At 63.3% G+C, this 19,250-nt stretch carries 22 protein-coding genes, 1 tRNA gene and 1 pseudogene; 10 read left to right on the top strand and 14 right to left on the bottom strand.

Going from position 1 to position 19,250, the window contains the following annotated elements:
* Positions 1-13 precede the first annotated feature (13 nt).
* Both BST27_RS23375 and BST27_RS23370 read left to right on the top strand, forming a co-directional pair.
* A complete protein-coding gene (locus BST27_RS23375) occupies positions 14-526 on the top strand; it encodes a DUF3592 domain-containing protein (protein ID WP_139805325.1) in 513 nt (170 codons plus the stop codon).
* Positions 527-599: 73 nt separating this feature from the next.
* Positions 600-1,748: a glycosyltransferase family 4 protein gene (locus tag BST27_RS23370; RefSeq protein WP_069421132.1), complete on the top strand. Its 1,149-nt coding sequence runs from the start codon at positions 600-602 to the stop codon at positions 1,746-1,748.
* Positions 1,749-1,754: 6 nt separating this feature from the next.
* Here BST27_RS23370 and BST27_RS23365 read toward each other — a convergent pair whose 3' ends face one another.
* Complete coding sequence (locus BST27_RS23365; RefSeq protein WP_069421131.1) at positions 1,755-2,579, bottom strand: SDR family oxidoreductase; 825 nt, start codon at positions 2,577-2,579, stop codon at positions 1,755-1,757.
* A gap of 69 nt (positions 2,580-2,648) precedes the next feature.
* Here BST27_RS23365 and BST27_RS23360 point away from each other — a divergent pair, with 69 nt between their 5' ends.
* Positions 2,649-3,374 (top strand): demethylmenaquinone methyltransferase, encoded by a 726-nt coding sequence (locus BST27_RS23360; RefSeq protein ID WP_069421130.1) that lies wholly within the window; start codon positions 2,649-2,651, stop codon positions 3,372-3,374.
* Here the strand turns inward: BST27_RS23360 and BST27_RS23355 are convergent.
* The 3 genes from BST27_RS23355 to menJ all read right to left on the bottom strand — a co-directional run bounded on the left by BST27_RS23355 (position 3,371) and on the right by menJ (position 5,754).
* Positions 3,371-3,706, bottom strand: coding sequence for a DUF732 domain-containing protein (locus BST27_RS23355; RefSeq protein WP_069421129.1), 336 nt, complete (start codon positions 3,704-3,706; stop codon positions 3,371-3,373). The genes BST27_RS23360 and BST27_RS23355 overlap by 4 nt on opposite strands.
* 65 nt (positions 3,707-3,771) lie before the next feature.
* Positions 3,772-4,464, bottom strand: coding sequence for a class I SAM-dependent methyltransferase (locus BST27_RS23350; RefSeq protein ID WP_069421128.1), 693 nt, complete (start codon positions 4,462-4,464; stop codon positions 3,772-3,774).
* 60 nt (positions 4,465-4,524) lie between these two features.
* Positions 4,525-5,754, bottom strand: a complete 1,230-nt coding sequence (gene menJ / locus BST27_RS23345; protein WP_139805324.1) for a menaquinone reductase MenJ — start codon at positions 5,752-5,754, stop codon at positions 4,525-4,527.
* Positions 5,755-5,775: 21 nt separating this feature from the next.
* Here menJ and grcC1 point away from each other — a divergent pair, with 21 nt between their 5' ends.
* Both grcC1 and htpX read left to right on the top strand, forming a co-directional pair.
* Positions 5,776-6,783 (top strand): nonaprenyl/(2E,6E)-farnesyl/geranylgeranyl diphosphat synthase, encoded by a 1,008-nt coding sequence (grcC1, locus tag BST27_RS23340; protein WP_069421126.1) that lies wholly within the window; start codon positions 5,776-5,778, stop codon positions 6,781-6,783.
* Between the two features lie 102 nt (positions 6,784-6,885).
* Entirely contained in the window at positions 6,886-7,746 is an 861-nt protein-coding gene (htpX, locus tag BST27_RS23335; protein WP_069421125.1) for a zinc metalloprotease HtpX, read from the top strand.
* A gap of 28 nt (positions 7,747-7,774) precedes the next feature.
* Here htpX and BST27_RS23330 read toward each other — a convergent pair whose 3' ends face one another.
* From BST27_RS23330 to BST27_RS23315, 5 genes are all read right to left on the bottom strand, one after another.
* The gene (locus BST27_RS23330) at positions 7,775-8,800 is read right to left on the bottom strand and encodes an NAD(P)H-dependent glycerol-3-phosphate dehydrogenase (protein WP_069421124.1); all 1,026 of its coding nucleotides are present in this window, start codon (positions 8,798-8,800) and stop codon (positions 7,775-7,777) included.
* Positions 8,801-8,832: 32 nt separating this feature from the next.
* Positions 8,833-10,329, bottom strand: coding sequence for a flavin-containing monooxygenase (locus BST27_RS23325; protein WP_069421123.1), 1,497 nt, complete (start codon positions 10,327-10,329; stop codon positions 8,833-8,835).
* Between the two features lie 36 nt (positions 10,330-10,365).
* A complete protein-coding gene (locus tag BST27_RS23320; protein ID WP_170062353.1) occupies positions 10,366-10,983 on the bottom strand; it encodes an RES family NAD+ phosphorylase in 618 nt (205 codons plus the stop codon).
* Positions 10,977-11,486, bottom strand: coding sequence for a hypothetical protein (locus tag BST27_RS32555; RefSeq protein WP_170062352.1), 510 nt, complete (start codon positions 11,484-11,486; stop codon positions 10,977-10,979). Before BST27_RS32555 ends, BST27_RS23320 begins: the two co-directional genes overlap by 7 nt.
* A gap of 137 nt (positions 11,487-11,623) precedes the next feature.
* The gene (locus BST27_RS23315) at positions 11,624-12,115 is read right to left on the bottom strand and encodes a YajQ family cyclic di-GMP-binding protein (RefSeq protein WP_069421120.1); all 492 of its coding nucleotides are present in this window, start codon (positions 12,113-12,115) and stop codon (positions 11,624-11,626) included.
* Between the two features lie 70 nt (positions 12,116-12,185).
* On the opposite strand from BST27_RS23315, the gene BST27_RS23310 reads away from it, so the two are divergent.
* Positions 12,186-12,268 (top strand) — tRNA-Tyr (locus BST27_RS23310).
* Positions 12,269-12,673: 405 nt separating this feature from the next.
* Positions 12,674-12,799, top strand: a complete 126-nt coding sequence (locus BST27_RS23305; protein ID WP_079220180.1) for a hypothetical protein — start codon at positions 12,674-12,676, stop codon at positions 12,797-12,799.
* Here BST27_RS23305 and BST27_RS23300 read toward each other — a convergent pair.
* On the bottom strand, positions 12,777-13,859 hold the full coding sequence (locus BST27_RS23300) for a HEPN domain-containing protein (RefSeq protein WP_069421119.1): 1,083 nt from the start codon (positions 13,857-13,859) through the stop codon (positions 12,777-12,779). The two genes, BST27_RS23305 and BST27_RS23300, sit on opposite strands and share 23 nt — an antisense overlap.
* Before the next feature lie 327 nt (positions 13,860-14,186).
* On the opposite strand from BST27_RS23300, the gene BST27_RS23295 reads away from it, so the two are divergent.
* Positions 14,187-14,564, top strand: coding sequence for a hypothetical protein (locus tag BST27_RS23295; RefSeq protein WP_069421118.1), 378 nt, complete (start codon positions 14,187-14,189; stop codon positions 14,562-14,564).
* A gap of 138 nt (positions 14,565-14,702) precedes the next feature.
* Positions 14,703-15,758, top strand: coding sequence for a hypothetical protein (locus tag BST27_RS31620; RefSeq protein ID WP_139805322.1), 1,056 nt, complete (start codon positions 14,703-14,705; stop codon positions 15,756-15,758).
* Here the strand turns inward: BST27_RS31620 and BST27_RS23285 are convergent.
* Positions 15,706-16,089, bottom strand: coding sequence for a hypothetical protein (locus BST27_RS23285; RefSeq protein ID WP_069421116.1), 384 nt, complete (start codon positions 16,087-16,089; stop codon positions 15,706-15,708). The genes BST27_RS31620 and BST27_RS23285 overlap by 53 nt on opposite strands.
* A 336-nt stretch (positions 16,090-16,425) precedes the next feature.
* Between BST27_RS23285 and BST27_RS23280 the strand changes: the two are divergent.
* A pseudogene (locus BST27_RS23280) lies at positions 16,426-17,328 on the top strand (bifunctional DNA primase/polymerase); the annotation flags it as partial.
* 91 nt (positions 17,329-17,419) lie between these two features.
* Here the strand turns inward: BST27_RS23280 and BST27_RS23275 are convergent.
* The 3 genes from BST27_RS23275 to BST27_RS23265 all read right to left on the bottom strand — a co-directional run.
* Positions 17,420-18,178, bottom strand: coding sequence for a helix-turn-helix transcriptional regulator (locus BST27_RS23275; protein WP_069421114.1), 759 nt, complete (start codon positions 18,176-18,178; stop codon positions 17,420-17,422).
* Positions 18,178-18,522 (bottom strand): ferredoxin, encoded by a 345-nt coding sequence (gene fdxA, locus BST27_RS23270; protein WP_069421113.1) that lies wholly within the window; start codon positions 18,520-18,522, stop codon positions 18,178-18,180. The genes BST27_RS23275 and fdxA overlap by 1 nt, the downstream gene beginning before the upstream one ends.
* 141 nt (positions 18,523-18,663) lie before the next feature.
* On the bottom strand, positions 18,664-19,250 hold a 587-nt coding region (locus BST27_RS23265), incomplete at its 5' end, for a hypothetical protein (protein WP_211285319.1).

Raw genomic sequence — 19,250 nt, 5'->3', positions numbered from 1 at the left:
GTTTCAAACCACAGTGAAGTGGCCAAAGCGGTTGCTGCGCATCCTGATTCACGGCACCAGCGAGCAGCTTCCCCAGACCCGGGTCAGGACCGTGGTGCGCTGGGCGCGAATCGGCGTGCTGGTCGTGGTCACCGTTGTCACCTTGCAGTCGGTGCTGCTGGTGGCCGGAGCATGGCGCAACGACCTGGCCATCAGCCGCAACATGGGTGTCGCGCAGGCAGAGGTTCTCAGCGCCGGACCAAGGCGCTCGACCATCGAGTTCGTCACGCCGGATCGGGTGACGTATCGCCCGGAACTCGGCGTGCTGTATCCGTCCGAACTGGCCACCGGTATGCGGATATACGTCGAATACAACAAGAGGGATCCCAACCTGGTCCGGGTGCAGCACCGCAACGCCGGTCTGGCGATCATCCCGGCCGGCTCGATTGCCGTGGTGGCCTGGCTGATCGGCGGGATCGTTCTGGCCGGCCTGGCGCTGCTCGATCGTCGGCTGGGAAAAACAGCGGACCAGCCGCAACAGCACTAGATTTCCGCGTCCCGTAGGCTCCCGTACCCCCGTCGGCAACCTCGGTGACAGCCCGTCCTGACACGGTGGTGGCGTGCGCGTTGCCATCGTCGCCGAGTCGTTCCTGCCGAACGTCAATGGTGTGAGCAACTCGGTGGTCCGGGTGCTCGAGCACCTGCGCCGCACCGGCCACGAAGCGCTCGTCATCGCCCCGGATAACCCGCCGGGGCATCCACGCGCCGAGAGGGTGTGCGACGGTCGTCGCGTGCATCGCACGCCGTCGCGGATGTTCCCGAAGGTGACCACCCTTCCGTTGGGCGTGCCCACGCCCCGAATGGTCCGGGTACTGCGCGGTTTCGATCCCGACGTCGTGCACCTGGCCTCCCCGGCGCTGCTCGGCTTCGGCGGGTTGTTGGCCGCGCGTCGTCTCGGCGTGCCGACCGTTGCCGTATACCAAACCGATGTACCGGGATTCGCGGCCAGCTACGGCATTCCCATGGCCACGCGCGCCGCGTGGGCCTGGTTTCGCCGTTTGCACAGCCGCGCCGACCGCACCCTGGTGCCCTCGACCGCAACGATGGAAGCGTTGGCCGCCCAGGGCTTTCCACGGCTGTACCGGTGGGCGCGGGGTGTCGATTTGGTGCAGTACGCGCCCTCGGCGCGCGACGAGGCCCTGCGGCGCAAGTGGTCTCCGGACGGCAAGCCGATCGTCGGCTTCGTCGGCCGGCTGGCGCCGGAGAAGCACGTCGAGCGGCTCGCGGTGCTGGCGGAACGCGCCGGGGTGCGGTTGGTCATCGTCGGCGACGGGGTCGACCGACACAAGCTGCAAACGGCAATGCCCACTGCGCTTTTCACGGGCGCGCTGTACGGCGACGAGCTCGCCAGGGCGTACGCCAGCATGGACGTTTTCGTGCATCCCGGCGAACACGAAACGTTTTGTCAGGCCGTGCAGGAAGCGCTGGCGTCGGGGCTGCCGGTCATCGCCCCCGACGCCGGCGGCCCGCGCGATCTGGTCACCCCGCAGCGGACCGGGCTGCTGTTGGCGGTCGACGAATTCGAGGCGAGACTGCCCGCCGCCGTCGACCACCTGATCGAGGAGCGCAACCGCTACTCGGCCGCCGCACGCAAGAGCGTGCTCGGCCGCGGTTGGCCGGTCATTTGCGACGAACTGCTCGGCCACTACGAGGCGGTGCTGGCCGGCCCGGGCCGCGGCCGGGCCGGGACATACAGGCGATACGCCTAGAAACGCCTACCCCTGCGCTAATTCGGCAACCGGCTGCCATTTCTCCCAGGTGGCTAGCCGGCTCTCGTAGTCAGCCTTGGCGAGTTCAATTGGGGAAGCGCCGAAGAAGACGCGCAGCGGCGGCTCTTCGGCGTCGATGACCTTCAGCAGCGCCGCCGCCGACGCCGCCGGGTTACCCGGTTTGGCCCACCGCTGGTTGCGCCATTCGTCCTGCGTGGCGTGCACTTCCGCATACTCGGGCAGGCGTTCGGCACGCCTGGACGACGAACCGGCCCAGTCGGTGTCGAAACCGCCCGGCTCGATCAACGTCACGTGCACGCCGAAAGGCGCGACCTCTTGCGCCAACGCCTGGGAGAAACCCTCCAGCGCCCACTTGGAGGCGTGGTAGATGCCGACGTCGGGAAAGGCTGTGATGCCGCCGATCGAGGACACCTGAATGATGTGTCCGCTGCGCTGCTCGCGCAGATACGGCAGTGCCGCCTGCGTGATCCATAAGGCGCCAAAAACGTTCGTCTCGATCTGGTCGCGCGCGTCCTGCTCCGATACTTCCTCGATGAACCCGAACTGCCCGTAGCCGGCGTTGTTGACGACGATGTCCAACCGTCCGAAGTGCTCGTGGGCCTGCTTGACGGCCGCGAAGTCGGCTGCACGATCGGTGACGTCCAACGTGATGGGCAACAGCTTGTCGCCGTAGCGGTCAACCAGGTCGTCGAGGGTGGCGATATTGCGTGCGGTGGCGGCGACCTTGTCGCCGCGCTCGAGCGCGGCCTTTGTCCATTCGCGTCCGAAACCGCGGGATGTGCCGGTGATAAACCAAACTTTTTCAGTCACGCTTTGATGCAACGCAGGCGCAGACGCCTCATTCCCGTTCGGGAGCGCCCGTTCGGTAGCGTCTTCGTGGTGAGTCGCGCGGCACTGGACAAGAACCCCAAAGACGTCGCCTCAATGTTCGACGGGGTAGCCCGCCGCTATGACATCACCAACACCGTGCTCTCGCTGGGCCAGGACCGGTATTGGCGGCGAGCCACCCGCTCGGCACTGCAGCTCACGCCGACCCACAAGGTGCTGGATTTGGCCGCGGGCACCGCGGTGTCCACGGTCGAACTGGCCAAGTCCGGGGCGTGGTGCGTGGCGGCTGATTTCTCGGTCGGCATGCTTGCCGCGGGCGGCGCACGCAAGGTGCCCAAGGTCGCCGGTGACGCCACCCGACTGCCGTTCGCCGACGAGGTCTTCGACGCGGTCACCATCAGTTTCGGGCTACGCAACGTCGTCGATACCGATGCGGCGTTGCGCGAGATGGCGCGGGTCACCCGCCCAGGTGGTCGGCTGGTGGTGTGTGAATTCTCCACGCCCACAAGCCGATTGTTCGCCAACGTCTACAAGGAGTACCTGATGCGGGCGCTGCCCGCTGTGGCGCGTGCGGTATCCAGCAACCCTGAGGCTTACGTGTATCTGGCGGAGTCGATCAGGGCCTGGCCCGACCAGGAGGCGCTCGCGCATCAGATCTCGCGGGCCGGGTGGTCAGCGGTGCGGTGGCGCAACCTCACCGGCGGAATAGTGGCCTTGCACGCGGCGTACAAGCCGCGGCCGGTGTCCCGGCCAGCGTCCACGCAGGTGCGAGGCTAAATTCCCGCGCGCTGTACGAAGCCGACGTTCTCGGGGCAGTAGTGGTCGATGCCCGCGCCGAGGAACTGGAACGCCTGTCCCTGGGTGGTGCCCAGTGGGAGGTTTCGCTGCAAGAACGTGGCGGACTTGTATGCGTCGGTGTCGACGCCCTTTGCAATCCGCTGGCAACTGATCTTGGCCAGCCAGGCGTTGTAGTCCTGTGGGCCGTAGATGCCGAAGCCGTGCAACGTGTTGTTGAAGACCTGGTCGTAGTCGTCAGCCTGGGCGGGCGCGGCCAGGCCGATCGCGGCGACCGCCATAGCGGCGAACGCAGCCAGCCTAGTTCCCTTCATTAGCCAGACTATACACCTAGCCGCACCTCGGCCGCAGGATCGGGAACGGGGGTCTTGGCGGGCGTTCAGCCCAGGTGAGCCGACAGCAGCCATGCGCCGACCGACTTGCGGCCACCGGGCTCGTCGCGGGTGATGAAGGGCGTGACGGACGGAATCTCGGTTATTTCCGCCGGTATCTGCGCGTAGATGCGGGCGGGCCGGATTTCGTCGATCACCCAGTACTTGGCTACCACCTCGCGCAGTTCCTCCTCGGTGACCGCGAAGGGTGGGGTGCCGGGTGTCGAAGCCTTGTCGAAGACGAGCACGTAGTAGCGGGCGCCCGGTGCTGCGGCCCGCACGATCGACTGCTGGTAGCCCTCGCGCAGCTCGACGGGCATCGAGTGGAACAGGGTCGAGTCGACGATGGTGTTGAACCGGCCGGCCGATCCGGCGGGGTAGGCGTTGAAGTCGCTGATGTCGGCTACCGCGAAGCTGGCGTTGGTGATGCCCCGCCTCTCGGCCTCACGTTGGGCCAGCTTGATGGCGGTGGGGGAGGCGTCCACGCCGACGGTGGTGTGGCCGCGCTCGGCCAGCGCCAGCGAAATGGCGCCCTCGCCGCAGCCCGCGTCCAGTACGTCGCCGGTGAACTTGCCCTGCTCGATGAGCGCGGCCAGCTCCGGCTGCGGTTCGCCGAGGCTCCACGGAGGTCGGACCCCCTCGCCCAGCTCGGACTCGCCGCGGTAAACCGATTCGAAGTCGAAATCTGTTGATGAAGTCATGCCATCAGGTATATCAACCAGCCTGATATATGTCAACGAACTTGATATAGGTTGGCTCGCTCAGCTGAAGGGCGGTCTCCGGTCGATCAGCCGGGACGCGCGCCCGCCGCCGCGCCATACCCGCGCCACCCAGTCGGCGTCCTCGTCGGTCACCAGGTTGGCCATCACGCGCACCGCGATCGTCATCAACTTCGTCGAGCGCATGGCGATCGGGCCGGTAGCGGGCAAGAAGCGCTGGAACGTCAGCAGCAATGCCAGTCGGCGCGCAACCGAGAACCCGCGAGCGTAGTGGTCCTGTAGCAGCGACGGCCAGATGTGCGAAAGATCACCCGAGTCGAGCAGTTCGGCGGCCAGCCGTCCCGTCTCCAGGCCGTAGTCGATGCCCTCGCCGTTGAGCGGATTGACGCAGGCCGCCGCGTCCCCGATCAGCATCCAGTTCGGGCCCGCCACGCCGGAAACTGCGCCGCCCATCGGCAGCAACGCCGATGCCACCGCCCTCGGTTGGCCGGTGAAGCCCCATTCCTCGCGGCGCAGGTCGGTGTAGTAGTTGATCAGCGGTCTTAGCGCCAGGTCAGCCGGTCGCTTGGTCGTCGACAGTGCGCCCACGCCGATGTTCACCTCGCCGTCGCCCAGCGGGAAGATCCAGCCATAGCCGGGCAGCACGGCGCCGTCGGGCGAACGCAGTTCCAGGTGTGATGTGAGCCAGGGATCGTCCCCGCGGGCAGTGGTCAGGTATCCGCGTGCGGCGACGCCGTACACCGTCTCCTGATGCCAGCGTCGGCCCAGCTTGCGGCCCAGTGAGGAGCGGGCTCCGTCGGCGACGATCAGCTGCCGCAAGCTGACCTCGGTGCCGTCGGCCAGCACCAGCGAGACCACTCGTCTCGACGAATCATGATGAACACCAACGGCTTTGGTTCCGAGTAGCATGCGGGCACCGGATTCCTCGGCGACCTTGCGAATCCGGTCGTCCAACTCGAGGCGGGCCACCGCGCTGCTGTAGGCAGGGAACGACGGGCCCGGCCATTCGATCTCGACCTCACCGCCGAACCCGCTCATTTTGAGGCCCCGGTGCCGGATGCGTCCGGCGAGCCAGTCGCCCAGCCCTAACCGTTCCATCTCCGCGATCGCGCGCGGCGTCAGCCCGTCGCCGCAGGCCTTGTCGCGGGGGAAGCCGGCCGAGTCGATGACCAGGACGTCCCGGCCGGCGCGCGCTGCCCACGCGGCAGCGGCCGACCCGGCTGGACCGGCACCTACGACTACGACGTCGGCGCTGAGCGGTTCTTTCTCCACGCCCACCAGTATGTTGGTCGAATGAACACTCCGGCGACCGTGGTGGCAGGCGTTGACTTTGGCAACGCTGCGTTCGCTGAGTCCGTGCGCGACGGCGTCGCCCAGATCGAGCGCCTCATCGACACGGAGCTACGCAGCGCTGACGATGTGATGACCGACTCGCTGTTGCATTTGTTCAAGGCCGGCGGCAAGCGGTTTCGCCCGTTGTTCACCGTGCTGTCCGCGCACATCGGACCCGACCCGCACTCGGGTGACGTGGTGATCGCCGGCGCGGTGGTCGAGATGATCCATCTGGCGACGCTGTACCACGACGACGTGATGGACGAGGCGGCGGTGCGTCGGGGGGCACCGAGTGCCAACGCGCGCTGGGGCAACAACGTCGCGATTCTGGCCGGCGATTACCTCTTGGCGACGGCGTCGCGCCTGGTGTCGCGGCTGGGCCCGGTGGCGGTGCGAATCGTCGCCGACACATTCGCCGAGTTGGTGACGGGACAAATGCGCGAGACGAGGGGGCTGCCGGAGGGTGTCGATCCGATCGATCAGTACCTGAAGGTGGTCCACGAGAAAACGGGCAGCCTGATTGGGGCCGCGGGACGGTTTGGGGCGATGTTCTCCGGGGCTGACGAGGAGCAGATCGAGCGCCTGAGCAGGCTCGGCGCCATCGTCGGCACGGCGTTTCAGATCGCCGACGACATCATCGACATCGACAGCGAATCCGACGCGTCGGGGAAGCTGCCGGGCACGGACATCCGTGAGGGGGTGCGCACGCTGCCGATGCTCTATGCGCTGCGCGACACCGGCCCCGACGGTGACCGGCTGCGCGAGTTGCTGGCCGGACCCGTCCACGACGACGCGGAGGTGCATGAGGCGCTGACGCTGTTGCGGGCCTCGGAGGGCATGGCCAAGGCAAAAGACGTGCTGGCGGGGTATGGGGCGCAAGCGCGTCATGAGCTGGATTTGCTGCCCGACCTGCCCGGGCGGGATGCGTTGGGGGCCCTGGTCGACTACACGGTGAGCCGGCACGGATAAGTGTCGCAGGGGGGGCCTGGAACTTCGGGGCCCATTTCGGGCGTTGGGTAATCGAAAGTCAGCAAGACCGTGTCGTAGGAGCTTGGTAGGAGCAACGCAAAAATGACCTGGCATCCCCATGCCAACAGGCTGAAGACCTTCGTGCTGTTGGTCGGAATGTCCGCGATGATCGTGTTCGTCGGCGCCCTGTTCGGCAAGACGGCGCTGATCTTGGCGTGCTTGTTCGCTATCGGAATCAACGCCTACACGTACTTCAACAGCGACAAGCTCGCTCTGCGAGCGATGCACGCTCAGCCGGTGTCGGAGTGGGACCAGCCGACAATGCACCGCATTGTGCGCGAATTGGCAACGAGCGCGCACCAGCCCATGCCCCGGCTGTACATCAGCTACACGAATGCACCCAACGCGTTTGCCACCGGCCGCAACCCGCGCAACGCCGCGGTGTGTTGCACCACGGGCATCCTGGACATCCTTAACGAGCGGGAACTGCGCGCCGTGTTGGGGCACGAGCTGTCGCACGTTTACAACCGCGACATTCTGATCTCCTGCGTGGCGGGGGCGCTGGCGTCGGTGATCACCGCGCTGGCAAACATGGCGTTTTTCTTCGGCGCGTACGGTAACCGTGAAGGCGGCGCGAATCCTTTTGCACTGCTGCTCGTTTCACTCCTCGGCCCGATCGCTGCGACGGTGGTGCGGTTGGCTGTGTCACGGTCCCGCGAATACCAGGCCGATGAGTCCGGTGCGGTCTTGACCGGTGACCCGCTGGCCTTGGCGTCGGCGTTGCGGAAGATCGCCGGTGGCGTGCAGATGGCGCCGTTGCCGCCCGAGCCGCAGTTGGCCAATCAGGCGCACCTGATGATCGCCAACCCGTTCCGTGCCGGCGAGCGCATCGGTGCGATGTTCTCGACGCACCCGCCGATCGAAGACCGCATCCGCCGACTCGAGGCGATGGCGCGGGGTTAGTGGTTTGCGCGCCGCTGCTGGCCCGCCTCTAGAAACCCGCCCCGTGGATTTCGTGTCCCGGCACTTCGGCGACCAACCCCCGGTAAGCCTGCTCGACCGTCGAGCCGTGGTTGACCACCGCATCGACCTCGCGTGCGATCGGCATGTGCAGGCCGAACTCGTTGGCGAATTCCATGATCACGCTGGCTGCCTTGACGCCCTCGGCGACCTGGTTCATCGACGCGATGATCTCGTCGATCGGTTTGCCGGCGCCCAATTGTTCGCCGACGTGGCGGTTACGGCTGCGTTGGCTGGTACACGTCACGATGAGGTCGCCAAGGCCCGCAAGGCCGGGGAAGGTTTCGGCCTTCCCGCCCACCGCCACGCCCAGCTTGGTCATCTCGCGCAACGCCCGGGCGATCACCAACGCGCGGGTGTTTTCGCCGATGCCCAACGAGTACCCCATCCCAACGGCGATGGCGAATACGTTCTTTAGCGCGCCGGCCATCTCGACACCGATGACGTCATCGGTGGTGTACACCCGGAACCTGCGGGTGCGGAACAGCGTCGCCAACCGGGTCGACAGGTGCTGGTCGGGCATCGCCAACACCGCCGCGGCGGCGTAACCCTCCGCGACCTCGCGAGCGATGTTCGGCCCGGCCAGGATCCCGGCGGGATGCCCGGGCAGGATCTCCTCGACGATCTGCGACATCCGCATGTTGGTGCCCTGCTCGAGCCCCTTGACCAGAGACACCACCGGAACCCACGGCCGCAGTTCCGCGCTCAACTCGGTGAGCACTCCCCGGAAGCCGTGGGACGGCACCCCCATGACGACCACGTCGGCGCAGTTGGCCGCCTCGGCGAAGTCCGTAGTGGCGCGCAGGCTTTCGCTCAGTACGACGTCCTCGCCGAGGTAGCGGCTGTTGCGGTGGTTCTTGTTGATGTCGTCGGCAGTCTCTTGGGAGCGCACCCACTGCAAGGTCGGTCCTCGACGAGCGCAAATCGACGCGACGGTGGTACCCCAGGAACCGCCGCCAAGCACAACGACCACGGGTTCGCGTTTCGCAACTGCCATGCGGTTCAGCCTAACCCCAGAGACCCAAAGGACTACCCGGCCAGGGCGGCCCGTTCGCTGACGCGACCAAACACCATGGCCTCATCGACGCGGTCAAATCGGTAGTCGATCGCATCGGCCAAGTAGTTCTGCCGCACATTCCACGGCCGCTTGGTGCCCGACTTGGGCAGCGCGTGCAAATTGCGTAACACGTACCCAGCCTTGATGTCCCAGGACGGCTTTTCGGTCATCGGCTCGTCGCCGAGGTGTGGATACGCATGGGTGTAGCCGTGGGCGGCCATGTGGGCCAACAGTTTTGCCGTCGCCCGCGCGGTGATGTCGGCTCGCAACGTCCACGACGCGTTGGTGTAGCCGACACACCAGAACAGGTTGGGGACGTCTTCGAGCATGTGCGCCTTGTAGACGAACCGGTCGCGGGGGTCGATCTCGACGCCGTCCAGGCTGACCTTTACCCCGCCCAGGGCCTGCAGTTGCAGGCCGGTCGCGGTGACGATGATGTCCGCGTCGAGGTGCTTCCCGGACTTGAGCACAATGCCGGTGGCGTCGAAATGGTCGATGTGGTCGGTGACCACGTCTGCGCGGCCCTCGGCGACCACGGCGTACAGGTCGGCGTCGGGGATCAGACACATCCGCTGGTCCCAAGGGTTGTACTTCGGTTTGAAGTGGGTGTCGATGTCGTAACCCGCTGGCAGGTTCTTGACCGCCACGCGTCGCAGCAACCACTTTATGAAGAGTGGGATCTTGCGGGACAAGAACCACAGAACCGCTTCGCCCAACGCGTTGTAGGTCCGGATGACCAGATGAGAGGCCTTGCGGGGCAATAAAAATCGGGAAACAGCGGCGACCTTGCTGTATTTCGACGCCGATATCATGTAGGTCGGCGACCGCTGCAGCATGGTGACTTTCCCCGCGCGCTCGGCCATCGCCGGGATCAGGGTGACGGCCGTGGCGCCGCTGCCGATCACCACGACCTTCTTGCCGGTGTAGTCCAGGTCCTCCGGCCAATGCTGCGGGTGGACGACGGCGCCGCCGAACTCGTCGATGCCGGGAAACTCAGGGGTGTAGCCCTCGTCGTAGTTGTAGTAGCCGCTCCCGAAGAACACGAACCGACTGCGGTAACGCTTTGTGCCGCCGTCCTCCTCACAGGTGATCGTCCAGGTGTCGGTGGACGAGTCCCAGTCCGCCGAGCGCACGTGGCTGTTGAACCGGATGTGGCGGTCGATGCCGTACTTGCGGGCGGTGGCGGTCAGATACTCGCGGATGTGTTCCCCGTCGGCGACGCCTTCCTTGCGGGTCCACGGCTCGAAGGGAAAGGACAGCGTGAAGATGCTGCTGTCCGAACGCACGCCGGGGTAGCGGAACAGATCCCAGGTACCACCGATCTGCGCGCGCCGCTCGAGGATGGTGTAGGTCAGGTTCGGGTTGCGCTCGGTGAGCCGATACGCCGCACCGATGCCGGAAATGCCGGCGCCGACGATGACGACGTCGACGAAATCGGCTTCCGGGCCGGCCTGGGGGGTCAATGTCATGCGGAACCTCGCTTGAAAACGGCAACCGCCACCAGATTAGGCAGGCTCCATAAGTACGTCGACGTGCAGGGGTGCGCACCGGTCGATCAGCCAGAGTTGGTCGGCGGGGCTGGCGAAGATCCGCGCATGGCTGGGATCCTGAGCGAACGAGTCCGCGCACCGGTCGCCGAAGAACACATATGCCTTGGCGTCATTGCACATACGCGACATCCAGACCAGCCCGTCCAGCCCAGCCTGATGAGCCGCTTCGGCCCACTTGACCGTGTCCCGATAGCTGGACGCCGGACTAGACGTCACGTCGCCGGCCGTCGCCTTGAGGCGTCGTAGTCCGGTGCCGTGCAGCACCGCCACCCGCAGCTTCTTGGTCACCTCGAGGCGCACGAGCACCTTGGTCGCGTACTGGTCGTAGGGGAGGATGCCGCCTTCGACGGGGATGTCGTGCAGCAGCGTCTCGGAGATGGCGGCGTCTTCGGTTCCCGCTGCGTACAGGATCGGGACCACCGGATCGCCGAAGAAGCCGAACCGGGTGGGCGCGCCGATGCCCGGGTTGAAATCGGTGGCGGTGCGGGTGGCCGACAGCACGCGGTAGAGCAGATGACCGACAGGCAGGGTAGCGGTGGCCGGGTCGAAGGGGTCCGGAGGCTTTCTTACCAAGAGATCGCCATGGCCTCCGAGGCCACTGCCACAACGCGGTCCGGGTCGGTGGCGAGGTGATCCACTGGGCGGTCGCCATCGAAGTAGGTGGTGGGCGAGCAGAGCCACTGCACCAGCCCGGCCTCCGACCAGCCGTTGGAATCGGCGACCTCACGCAGCCGCGCGATGACGGGCAGCGGTTTTCCGTCCGGACCGAACTGGAACCCGGGGTAGGCGAGATAGCTGCCCTGTCGGACGGCGAGCAGCGCGTTGTTGCGCCGCGCGGTGGTGGCCAGGTTGCGCGGGGCGCTGGACCGCGACCCCATGCGCTTGCCGGCCTCGGTGCTGGTCAGCATCCCGAACTCGGCCTCAATGCGGGCGTAAAGGTTCTGTTCGGCCTGCACGGCCCGGGCGACGGCGGGTTCGGTGTACACCGTGACCGATGCGAGCGCGGCGCCCACGGCCTGTGCGCTTTCCCGCAGGCGCCGGTTCGCGGCGTCCAGCTCGGCGACAGTCGGGGCCATGGCCAACTCTCCTACATGCAGTTCGTGCACCCCATTCTACCGCACGAACCGAATGCTCATTTCTCCCGCGAGCAGACACAAACTCGTACGAAAAGGCCCCCTGACGTGCAAGTTTACGTCTGCTCGCGAGCAGGATTTCAGCGGTAGTTGACGAACTGCAACGCCACGTCGAGGTCGGCCTTCTTCAGCAATGCCTGGACGGCCTGCAGGTCATCGCGCTTCTTGCTGGTGACGCGGACCTCGTCGCCCTGGATCTGGGTCTTGACGCTCTTGGGTCCCTCGTCGCGGATGAGCTTGGTGATCTTCTTCGCGTTCTCGCTGCTGATGCCCTGCTTGAGGGTGCCGACGACCTTGTACGTCTTGCCGGAAGCCTGCGGCTCGCCGGCGTCGAAGGCCTTCAGCGAGATGTCGCGGCGGATCAGCTTTTCCTTGAAGACGTCGACGGCGGCCTTGACCCGCTCCTCGGTGGAAGAGGTCAATTCGATGGCTTCGTCGCCCTTCCAGGCGATCTTGGTGTCGGTGCCGCGGAAGTCGAATCGGGTGGACAGTTCCTTGGCGGCTTGGTTGAGCGCATTGTCGACTTCCTGCCGGTCAATCTTGCTGACGATGTCGAACGATGAGTCCGCCATTCGATGCCTCTTCCTCCTGTGGTGCTAGCCGTTTGTGAACTGTCTACCCGTTCGTTGTACCCTGCTAGGCGGCAGGTTGCCCGAGCGGCCAATGGGAGCGGACTGTAAATCCGTCGGCTAACGCCTACACAGGTTCGAATCCTGTACCTGCCACAAAGCTTCAGGCCCGGTTTGCGCCGGGCTTACCTGCTGGCCTGCAACGAACCTGCGATCCGGTGGCAACGAACACCGCCGAGGTTCGTTCGCTGACCGCTCCGAGGCACCAACCGGCACTCGTGAGCCTCTACCGGTTGGGTTTCGCACCGTCAGCACCGCACCCACCGACCGCTAGGTTAGCCACGAATCGCCGCGTCCGACTACATTTGGTACCTAGACATTGGGCCCCTGGGCGACAGGGCATAAACCGCGCTGAGGCGACCAGATTAACAAACGCACTCAACATCAAACTGATTCAAGTTTTGAAGGGCGCTCTTCCGATGTCCAATTCTTCGTCCAAATCAAAGTTTGTCGATCTGACCGGTCTGATCCTCGACTGCCGAGGCTGCAAAACGTCTTGGTATTCACCCCAACGCGATTCGCGCTCATATAGCGGCAGGCCACTTGACAGGTTATCAAGTTGGGCGACTGATAAAAGTTGATCCTCAAGATTTCGTCAACTTTATTAAGAAGATTGATAACCGCTGACGCTGCCGTTGGTGTTGTTGTCGGGATCAAAACCGGGCGACCTTGTCCAAGCTTCCAAGATATCGAGAACAAAACGGCGCAACTCAAATAATGCTTTCCGAAGCTCGGTCTCACCTAGTTTCGGTAGATCGCGAAGATTCCCATGCGCCAAATGACTGCGCGTCCCATATATCTCGTCAAAGTACTTCTTAGGCGTCATCCCACTGTATTCGCCTGACAATCGGCTCGCTAATTTCAATCCAAACTGCCGTATCGAGTTCATTTTGGCAGACTCAATAAGCTTTATTGCGCTCGCTTGTGTGTCTTCATCGAAACCCGGCAGCTGTACCACCGCAGGCTTTAAAGCCTCAAGCAGTTCCGATAACTTCTGTTCTTTTTCGCGGTACGGAATGAGTGCTTCAATCGCCGTCACCATCAGGATAAATTTTGCTTCGGGGTTAGTGTCGGCAAGCGAGGCGTGAACCAAGTCGTATGCCAACTTCAGTTCGGGCGACCAGTCACCGCTATAGCGCTCCCGCGCTGCAATAACTGCGGCAGGCACGCCTTTCATTGTTGATTGAACATGACCCGATGCGAGCCCATACAAAAATATGTCGGGCGCCGGTGGTTCCTCGTAAACGAAAAGTCCGATTCGATCTTGGTATATAGAAGCGTCTAGAGGAACGCCAAACATCTCATTAACGGCTTTGGGACGGGAAGGCGGTAACTCTAGCTGGTCATCGTCGTCATCGCCAAAATCCGCCGAAATATCCAAATGCGGCAGTATCGATATGAGTATTTGTCTCCATTTTCGCCCCGCTTGCAGCGCGGAGTCAAAATCTGCATAACCGCGTCCCTCAAGGATCAAGATATCGCAGTTGCAAATCTTGGCCTTATCTGTGTCGGGGCGTAAGCCGTCGGAACGCATCTCACCGGCACGTATAGCGACGCGATTTTCCGCATCGGCTCCGGTGAGCAGATATTTATCGGACTCTACATTCAAAAACTTATTCTTGATAACGAACCGATTGCGGAACATGAACTTACCGGCGCTCTTGCCGTCGACAGGTTCATCTGGCATGTGCACCGCCGTTGCTCTTGGCCGTCGCTAGTTGTCCCTGTAGATGTTAGTCAGGCCACATGGGCAACACCCCGTCCCGGTGGCCCGTTGCCGACAGCGCGAACGGGCGTTGGTCCGTGTGACGTGACCGATCTGCGCCTGAGCCGTGAGCTGGCGCGGATCATTTGACACTACGTGGGCAACACCTTGGCGCTATCGGGGCATCAACGGTCAAATAGATTGCAACACGCTACTTTTGGCACTGATGTCGCGCAGTCGCGGCGTAGGATTCAACGCAATTGACTTCAACGAATTTTCTATTGACAAAGGCATAGGCGGATTTAAGAAATGAACGCACTTACTACACGCGAAACGGCCTTGGCGGCATACCCTATTTTCGGCGGCACTCAACCGCAGTACGGGATCAATGTCCACGGTGATGTTCTCGTTAACCGCCTCAACGATGGCACTGATCTCAACGATATGTGGGACGAGTGGCGCGAACTACTCAACATTTGGAACAGCGAAAAGACGAAGTTGACCGACCTTCTGATCTTCAAGACCACCGTGTCGGGGGAGGCGGTGCCGCAAGACATGACGATTGGATCATTTGAGGAAGCAACGGATCTCGGCGTCCCACGCAGTTTGGGAACACCCAACGCTTTGCCTCTCGGGTACCGCCGTAAGCTCAAGCGGACCCGTAGGGCACGACGGCGGTCAAGGTGAGTGCCTATGACCGGCCAGAGTTGCCGTGTAGCTCCCAACCGGCACCGCTGCGACCTCGATTGAACCGACCACCACGCAACCCCAACAGCACCGCGCCAAGGCCGATCACACGGAACAGGCCGAGCTAAACTTCACCGCGTGCTGATCCGCAAAACTCTGATTGACTGCGTCTGCTTCGTATGCGTGTATAACAACGGAAGATACAAGCCACTTGGAACCGGTTTTTTCGTCGGTATGCCGTTTGGCAAGCCCGAATTAAAAAACTTTCTAGCCCTTGTGATCACTGCCGATCACATAATACAAAAAATCCTAGACGAAAGAAATCCTGATAAGCGAATCTTTTTACGTGTCAACACCAGAGAAGGCGGGGTTGAGCACGTGCACATACCGTTGGAGAATTGGGTCCGCCCTGACATCGAAGATCAAATTCAAAATGGTAAAGTCGATGCCGCGGTTTGTTGGTTTCCAGGGAATAATAGCCCGACAGGCAAATACGATTATCTGCTGATGCCCGCATCTGATGAGATTGCGGATAGGGCGCTTCTGGCCGAAGAAGACATCGGTATCGGTAACGAAGTGTTTTTTGCGGGGCTCTTTATTGGTCACAGTGAGACAACGCGTAACGAGCCAATTATCCGGTCAGGAATCATCGCTGCCATGCCTGAGACAATCGAGTCTGGCGGCCTACGCCAACATGCGTTTTTGATCGAGTCGCGTTCGGTTGGCGGGTTGAGCGGTTCACCTGTTTTCGCGTCTGTTGGGTTCTGGCGGCATGACGAAGATGGCCAATTGAAACTGCGAACAACATTCAGAACTACCTACCTAATCGGAGTTATCAGTGGACACTGGCATGCAGAGGCGGAAATCGAAGGCGCCATCGAAAGTGAATTCGTAAATATGGGAATCGCCAAAGTGACGCCGATGGATAAAGTTCTCCCACTAATGGACCAGTGCGTGAGGAAATTTGAACTGCTTGGCGCAGGGCTGATTATTAAAGACCTCGTCGCCGCAGGCAAAACTCTCGTTGATACGCTCAAATTTGTCTTTGAAGAGGCCGCTGCAGCCTCTCAGCAGGGGGCCGCAGCAGCTCAGCAAGCAGTCGCAGCCGCGCAGCAGGATCAGAGTACGCCGCCTGGTAGTTCTACCGGCCAGACCACTTCGCCTGCCGAAGATCCGTCGACAGAAATTCGCTGAGCGGACCAGCAGCGGTTTCCTGGTGACCACTGTTCGCGTGCCCGTCGTCCTTCTTCTTGTAGAACAGTCCTTGCAGTGACTCCGCAGCTTGGAGCATGCCGTTCTGCATGTTCGTGAGCACCCAGATCGTGTCGAGTTGCGCCGCTACCAGCTTGTCGACAACCTCGGCCGTGAAGGTCGCTGCCCGGTACTGCGGTAACCCGTTGTCGGCGACATCGAGCTGGTGATCCACGAAGGCCTTCCATCCCGGCATCGACTCGGCGATCTGGAACTGTCGTAGATACTCGGCGCGCTCTGGGTTCGGGGGAACTGTCAGATTGGGTTGGGTCATGAGACCTCCTTTGGGTGTTAGTGATCCAACCGCGCACCGTACCCCTGCCCAACCACAACCTTCGGCGATCCGACACGCACGCACGGCGACGAAACCGCCCTGGCCGGTAACGTGACATAAAAGGGGACGCCCCGCCGGGCTGTTTGCGACCCGGCGGGGCTAATAGATCAGAGTAGAGGGCCGATCTAATCGGCAATTAGAGCACAGACCGCTGACAATGGCGAACGTGAAACACTGACTATTCCAAGCGTCGCCCATTTTAGTCGGCTCGATGCCGCCATAGCGTATGCAAATTCAGGTCTTTATGTGTTACCGGTCTAACTCGGCAAGCATCCCGGCAGCATCGTGGGGCGGGACTGGCCGGAACTGTCGACCCGCGACGTTGAGCCGATCGACTGCTACTGGGACCGTGACCCTCAACCGGGCATCGCTGTCCACATCGGCAAGTCAGGGCTGATCGCATTCGATCTGGACGTTGACCTTATCCCTGATGAGTTGGCCTGGATGCGCGATGGGGCTTTCCAGAGCACTCGCGGTGGTCGAGGCCAACGCGGGCATTACGTGTTCGCCACCGACGAGATATTCGTGTCCAACGACCTCAAGACTGCTGGCGGGATTTCCGTTGGCGAAATCCGATCTGGCAATACCGTGATCTTGGCGCAGCCGTCAGTGCATCCTAAAGCCGACCAGGGCGGGCACTACATTTGGATTACGAAAGGTGCCGTTGCGCCGTTACCCGATATTGCTCGGGAGTACCTACGACCTCTCGGGACCACCAAGGCGGGGTGGTCTGGGAGTATTGAAGCACCGAGCGCCCTGGTGGTTGAGGCGTTGGCGGACTGGACCCGGAATAGACGACCGAAAGCCCTGACCGGCCCGGTCAATTTCATTAGGAAAGCCCGCAGCGGCACCCGCAACCTGACCCGTGATGCGTTGCGGGTCGCGGCCAGTGAGTCTCGCGTCGGCTTCTATCCGGTTTCCACAGCGGTTGCGGTTATCGGTGCGGCCATGCTGGAAAGCTACAAGCAGCGCGGGGAGCCGGAGAAGTTCAGCCAGCACGAATTCACGCGCCTGGTCGCTAACCGTGTTGGTTATGCCCTGAGCCGCAGCCGATCTGAGATCTTGACCGAAGCGACCGGCGATTACGGCACCGGGCACCGCAACGGATCAGGCAGCCGGTTTGCCTATAGGTCTGCACGTGGTCGCTTTGGGTATTCGGCCCAGAAACGACGGCGATGATGTCCGTTCAAGATAACGAAAGCGATGGCAATACAAACGATTTCAACTTGGATCGGAAAGCTTTTGCCAGCCTTTTCGATCAATACCCCGGTTATCGTTCATGTCCGGAACTCCTTTCGCGAGTCGTAGCCAAGTCCCGTGCCGTCCCAACGTTGGGAGTCGTCTGCTGTCCGGAGCCACGTGGAGACAAGGAGGCGAGGTGCGCCACGCACAGGTCCGGTTCAACTAACGGGTCCAGTCGGTCGACCGTCACCGGCCCCCGCATCCCTTTCAGTGCGCCCTGCATCAGGCCGAGGTGTAACGCGCAGATCATGGTGCCGTGGGTGTCGACCAAGTCGTGAAATGGGCAGTGGCGCAGCCGGATCGCTTTGGCACTCCGGCCAGAGGGCGGTTCGGGTTCGAATCCGAGGTCATCGAGAACATCGACCAGTTGGATGACGGCCTGTGTCTTGGAAAGCGCGCGGCCGGGACTTGGTTCGACGAGCGAGGGGCCCCACGAGCGACCAAGCTCGGCTGCTGCGGCGGCGGGGTCATCCGTACTGCTGGCGAAATGATTAGTGAGAATGTCAGCGACCAGCCGGTAATTGGTCGGGCCGGCCGGGTCCATCCGGCGTGCGGCCCGGAACAGCACCGGTGGTCGTCCGGGACCGGCGGTGTCGCCGATCAGTTGTTCTACGCGCTGGGCCCGTATCAGGGCGTCGAGATGGAATCGGACGGTGTTGGGATGCACGGCCAACTCGTCGGCGATTTCGGCGATGCTGCGCGGCCGGCTCGAATCGCGCAACAGCTGCAGGATGACGTCGCGCCGTCCCGGCACTCCGGGCGCGCGCTTCGGCGGCGCGGTGCGCATCAGTGTCCCTGCGGGGGCAGGTCGGCCACCATCTGGGTATCGGCGTCAATTGCACCAAGCTTTGCCGCACCTCCGGGCGATCCCAGGGGGTTGGCCTGGCCTGGCAGGGTTTCGGTGAAGAACTTGGCGTTCTCCTCGGCGTAGGGCTGTAGTGCTGCGGGCAGGTCGTCTTCGTAATAGATCGCCTCGACGGGGCACACCGGTTCGCAGGCCCCGCAGTCGACGCATTCGTCGGGGTGGATGTAGAGCATCCGGGCACCTTCGTAGATGCAGTCGACGGGGCACTCTTCTACGCAGGCTCGGTCTTTGATGTCGACGCAGGGTTGTCCGATCACGTAGGTCATACCCGCATATTACTCCAATAATCACTTGTAAAAATTAAATAAATCGGTGGACGTTCCACTCCGCTCGAAACCACGAACTGGGCGACGTTGCGGGGAACGTCGCCCAGTTCGAGGGGTGTCGGCGTTTCGCCGGCCTGCGGATCAAGCCTTGCCGTTGTTTCCGTTGTTGCCCAACAGGATTCCGCCGATGCCGCCGGTGCCTGCGGTGCCCCCGGCTTTGCCGGCGTTGCCGCCGTTGCCGCCGTTGCCGACGGCGACAGCGTTGCCGCCGTTTCCGCCCATGCCTGCGGTGGTGGCGCCGAAGCCGCCGGCGCCGCCGTCGCCGCCGCTGCCGGTGACGCCAGACTTGCCGCCGGCACCACCGGTGCCGCCGGTGCCGGTGCCGTTGGCGTTGGCTGCGGACCCGCCGGCTCCACCGGCGCCGCCCGAGCCGCTCAGCATGCCGGCGTTGCCGCCGGCGCCGCCGGCGCCGCCTTGCAAGGCGTTGCCGTGTCCCCCGGTGCCGCCGGCCCCGCCGGAGCCGAACAGCAAGCTGGCGTTGCCACCCGCGCCCCCGGCTCCACCGGTCGTGTTGCCGCCCCCGCCTGCGCCGCCGGCGCCGCCAGCGCCGAAGGACAGCGCACCGGCGTTGCCACCGGCTCCGCCGGCCCCGCCGACACTGCCGCCGGAGCCTCCGCTACCGCCCGCGCCGCCGAAGCGCGCGCCCGGAGTGCCGGGACGGCGCGACG

It is taken from the genome of Mycobacterium intermedium (genome assembly GCF_002086275.1).
Taxonomy (GTDB): domain Bacteria; phylum Actinomycetota; class Actinomycetes; order Mycobacteriales; family Mycobacteriaceae; genus Mycobacterium; species Mycobacterium intermedium.
Note: the sequence above shows the minus strand (reverse complement) of the source record. Positions and strands in the feature narration are given on the sequence as shown.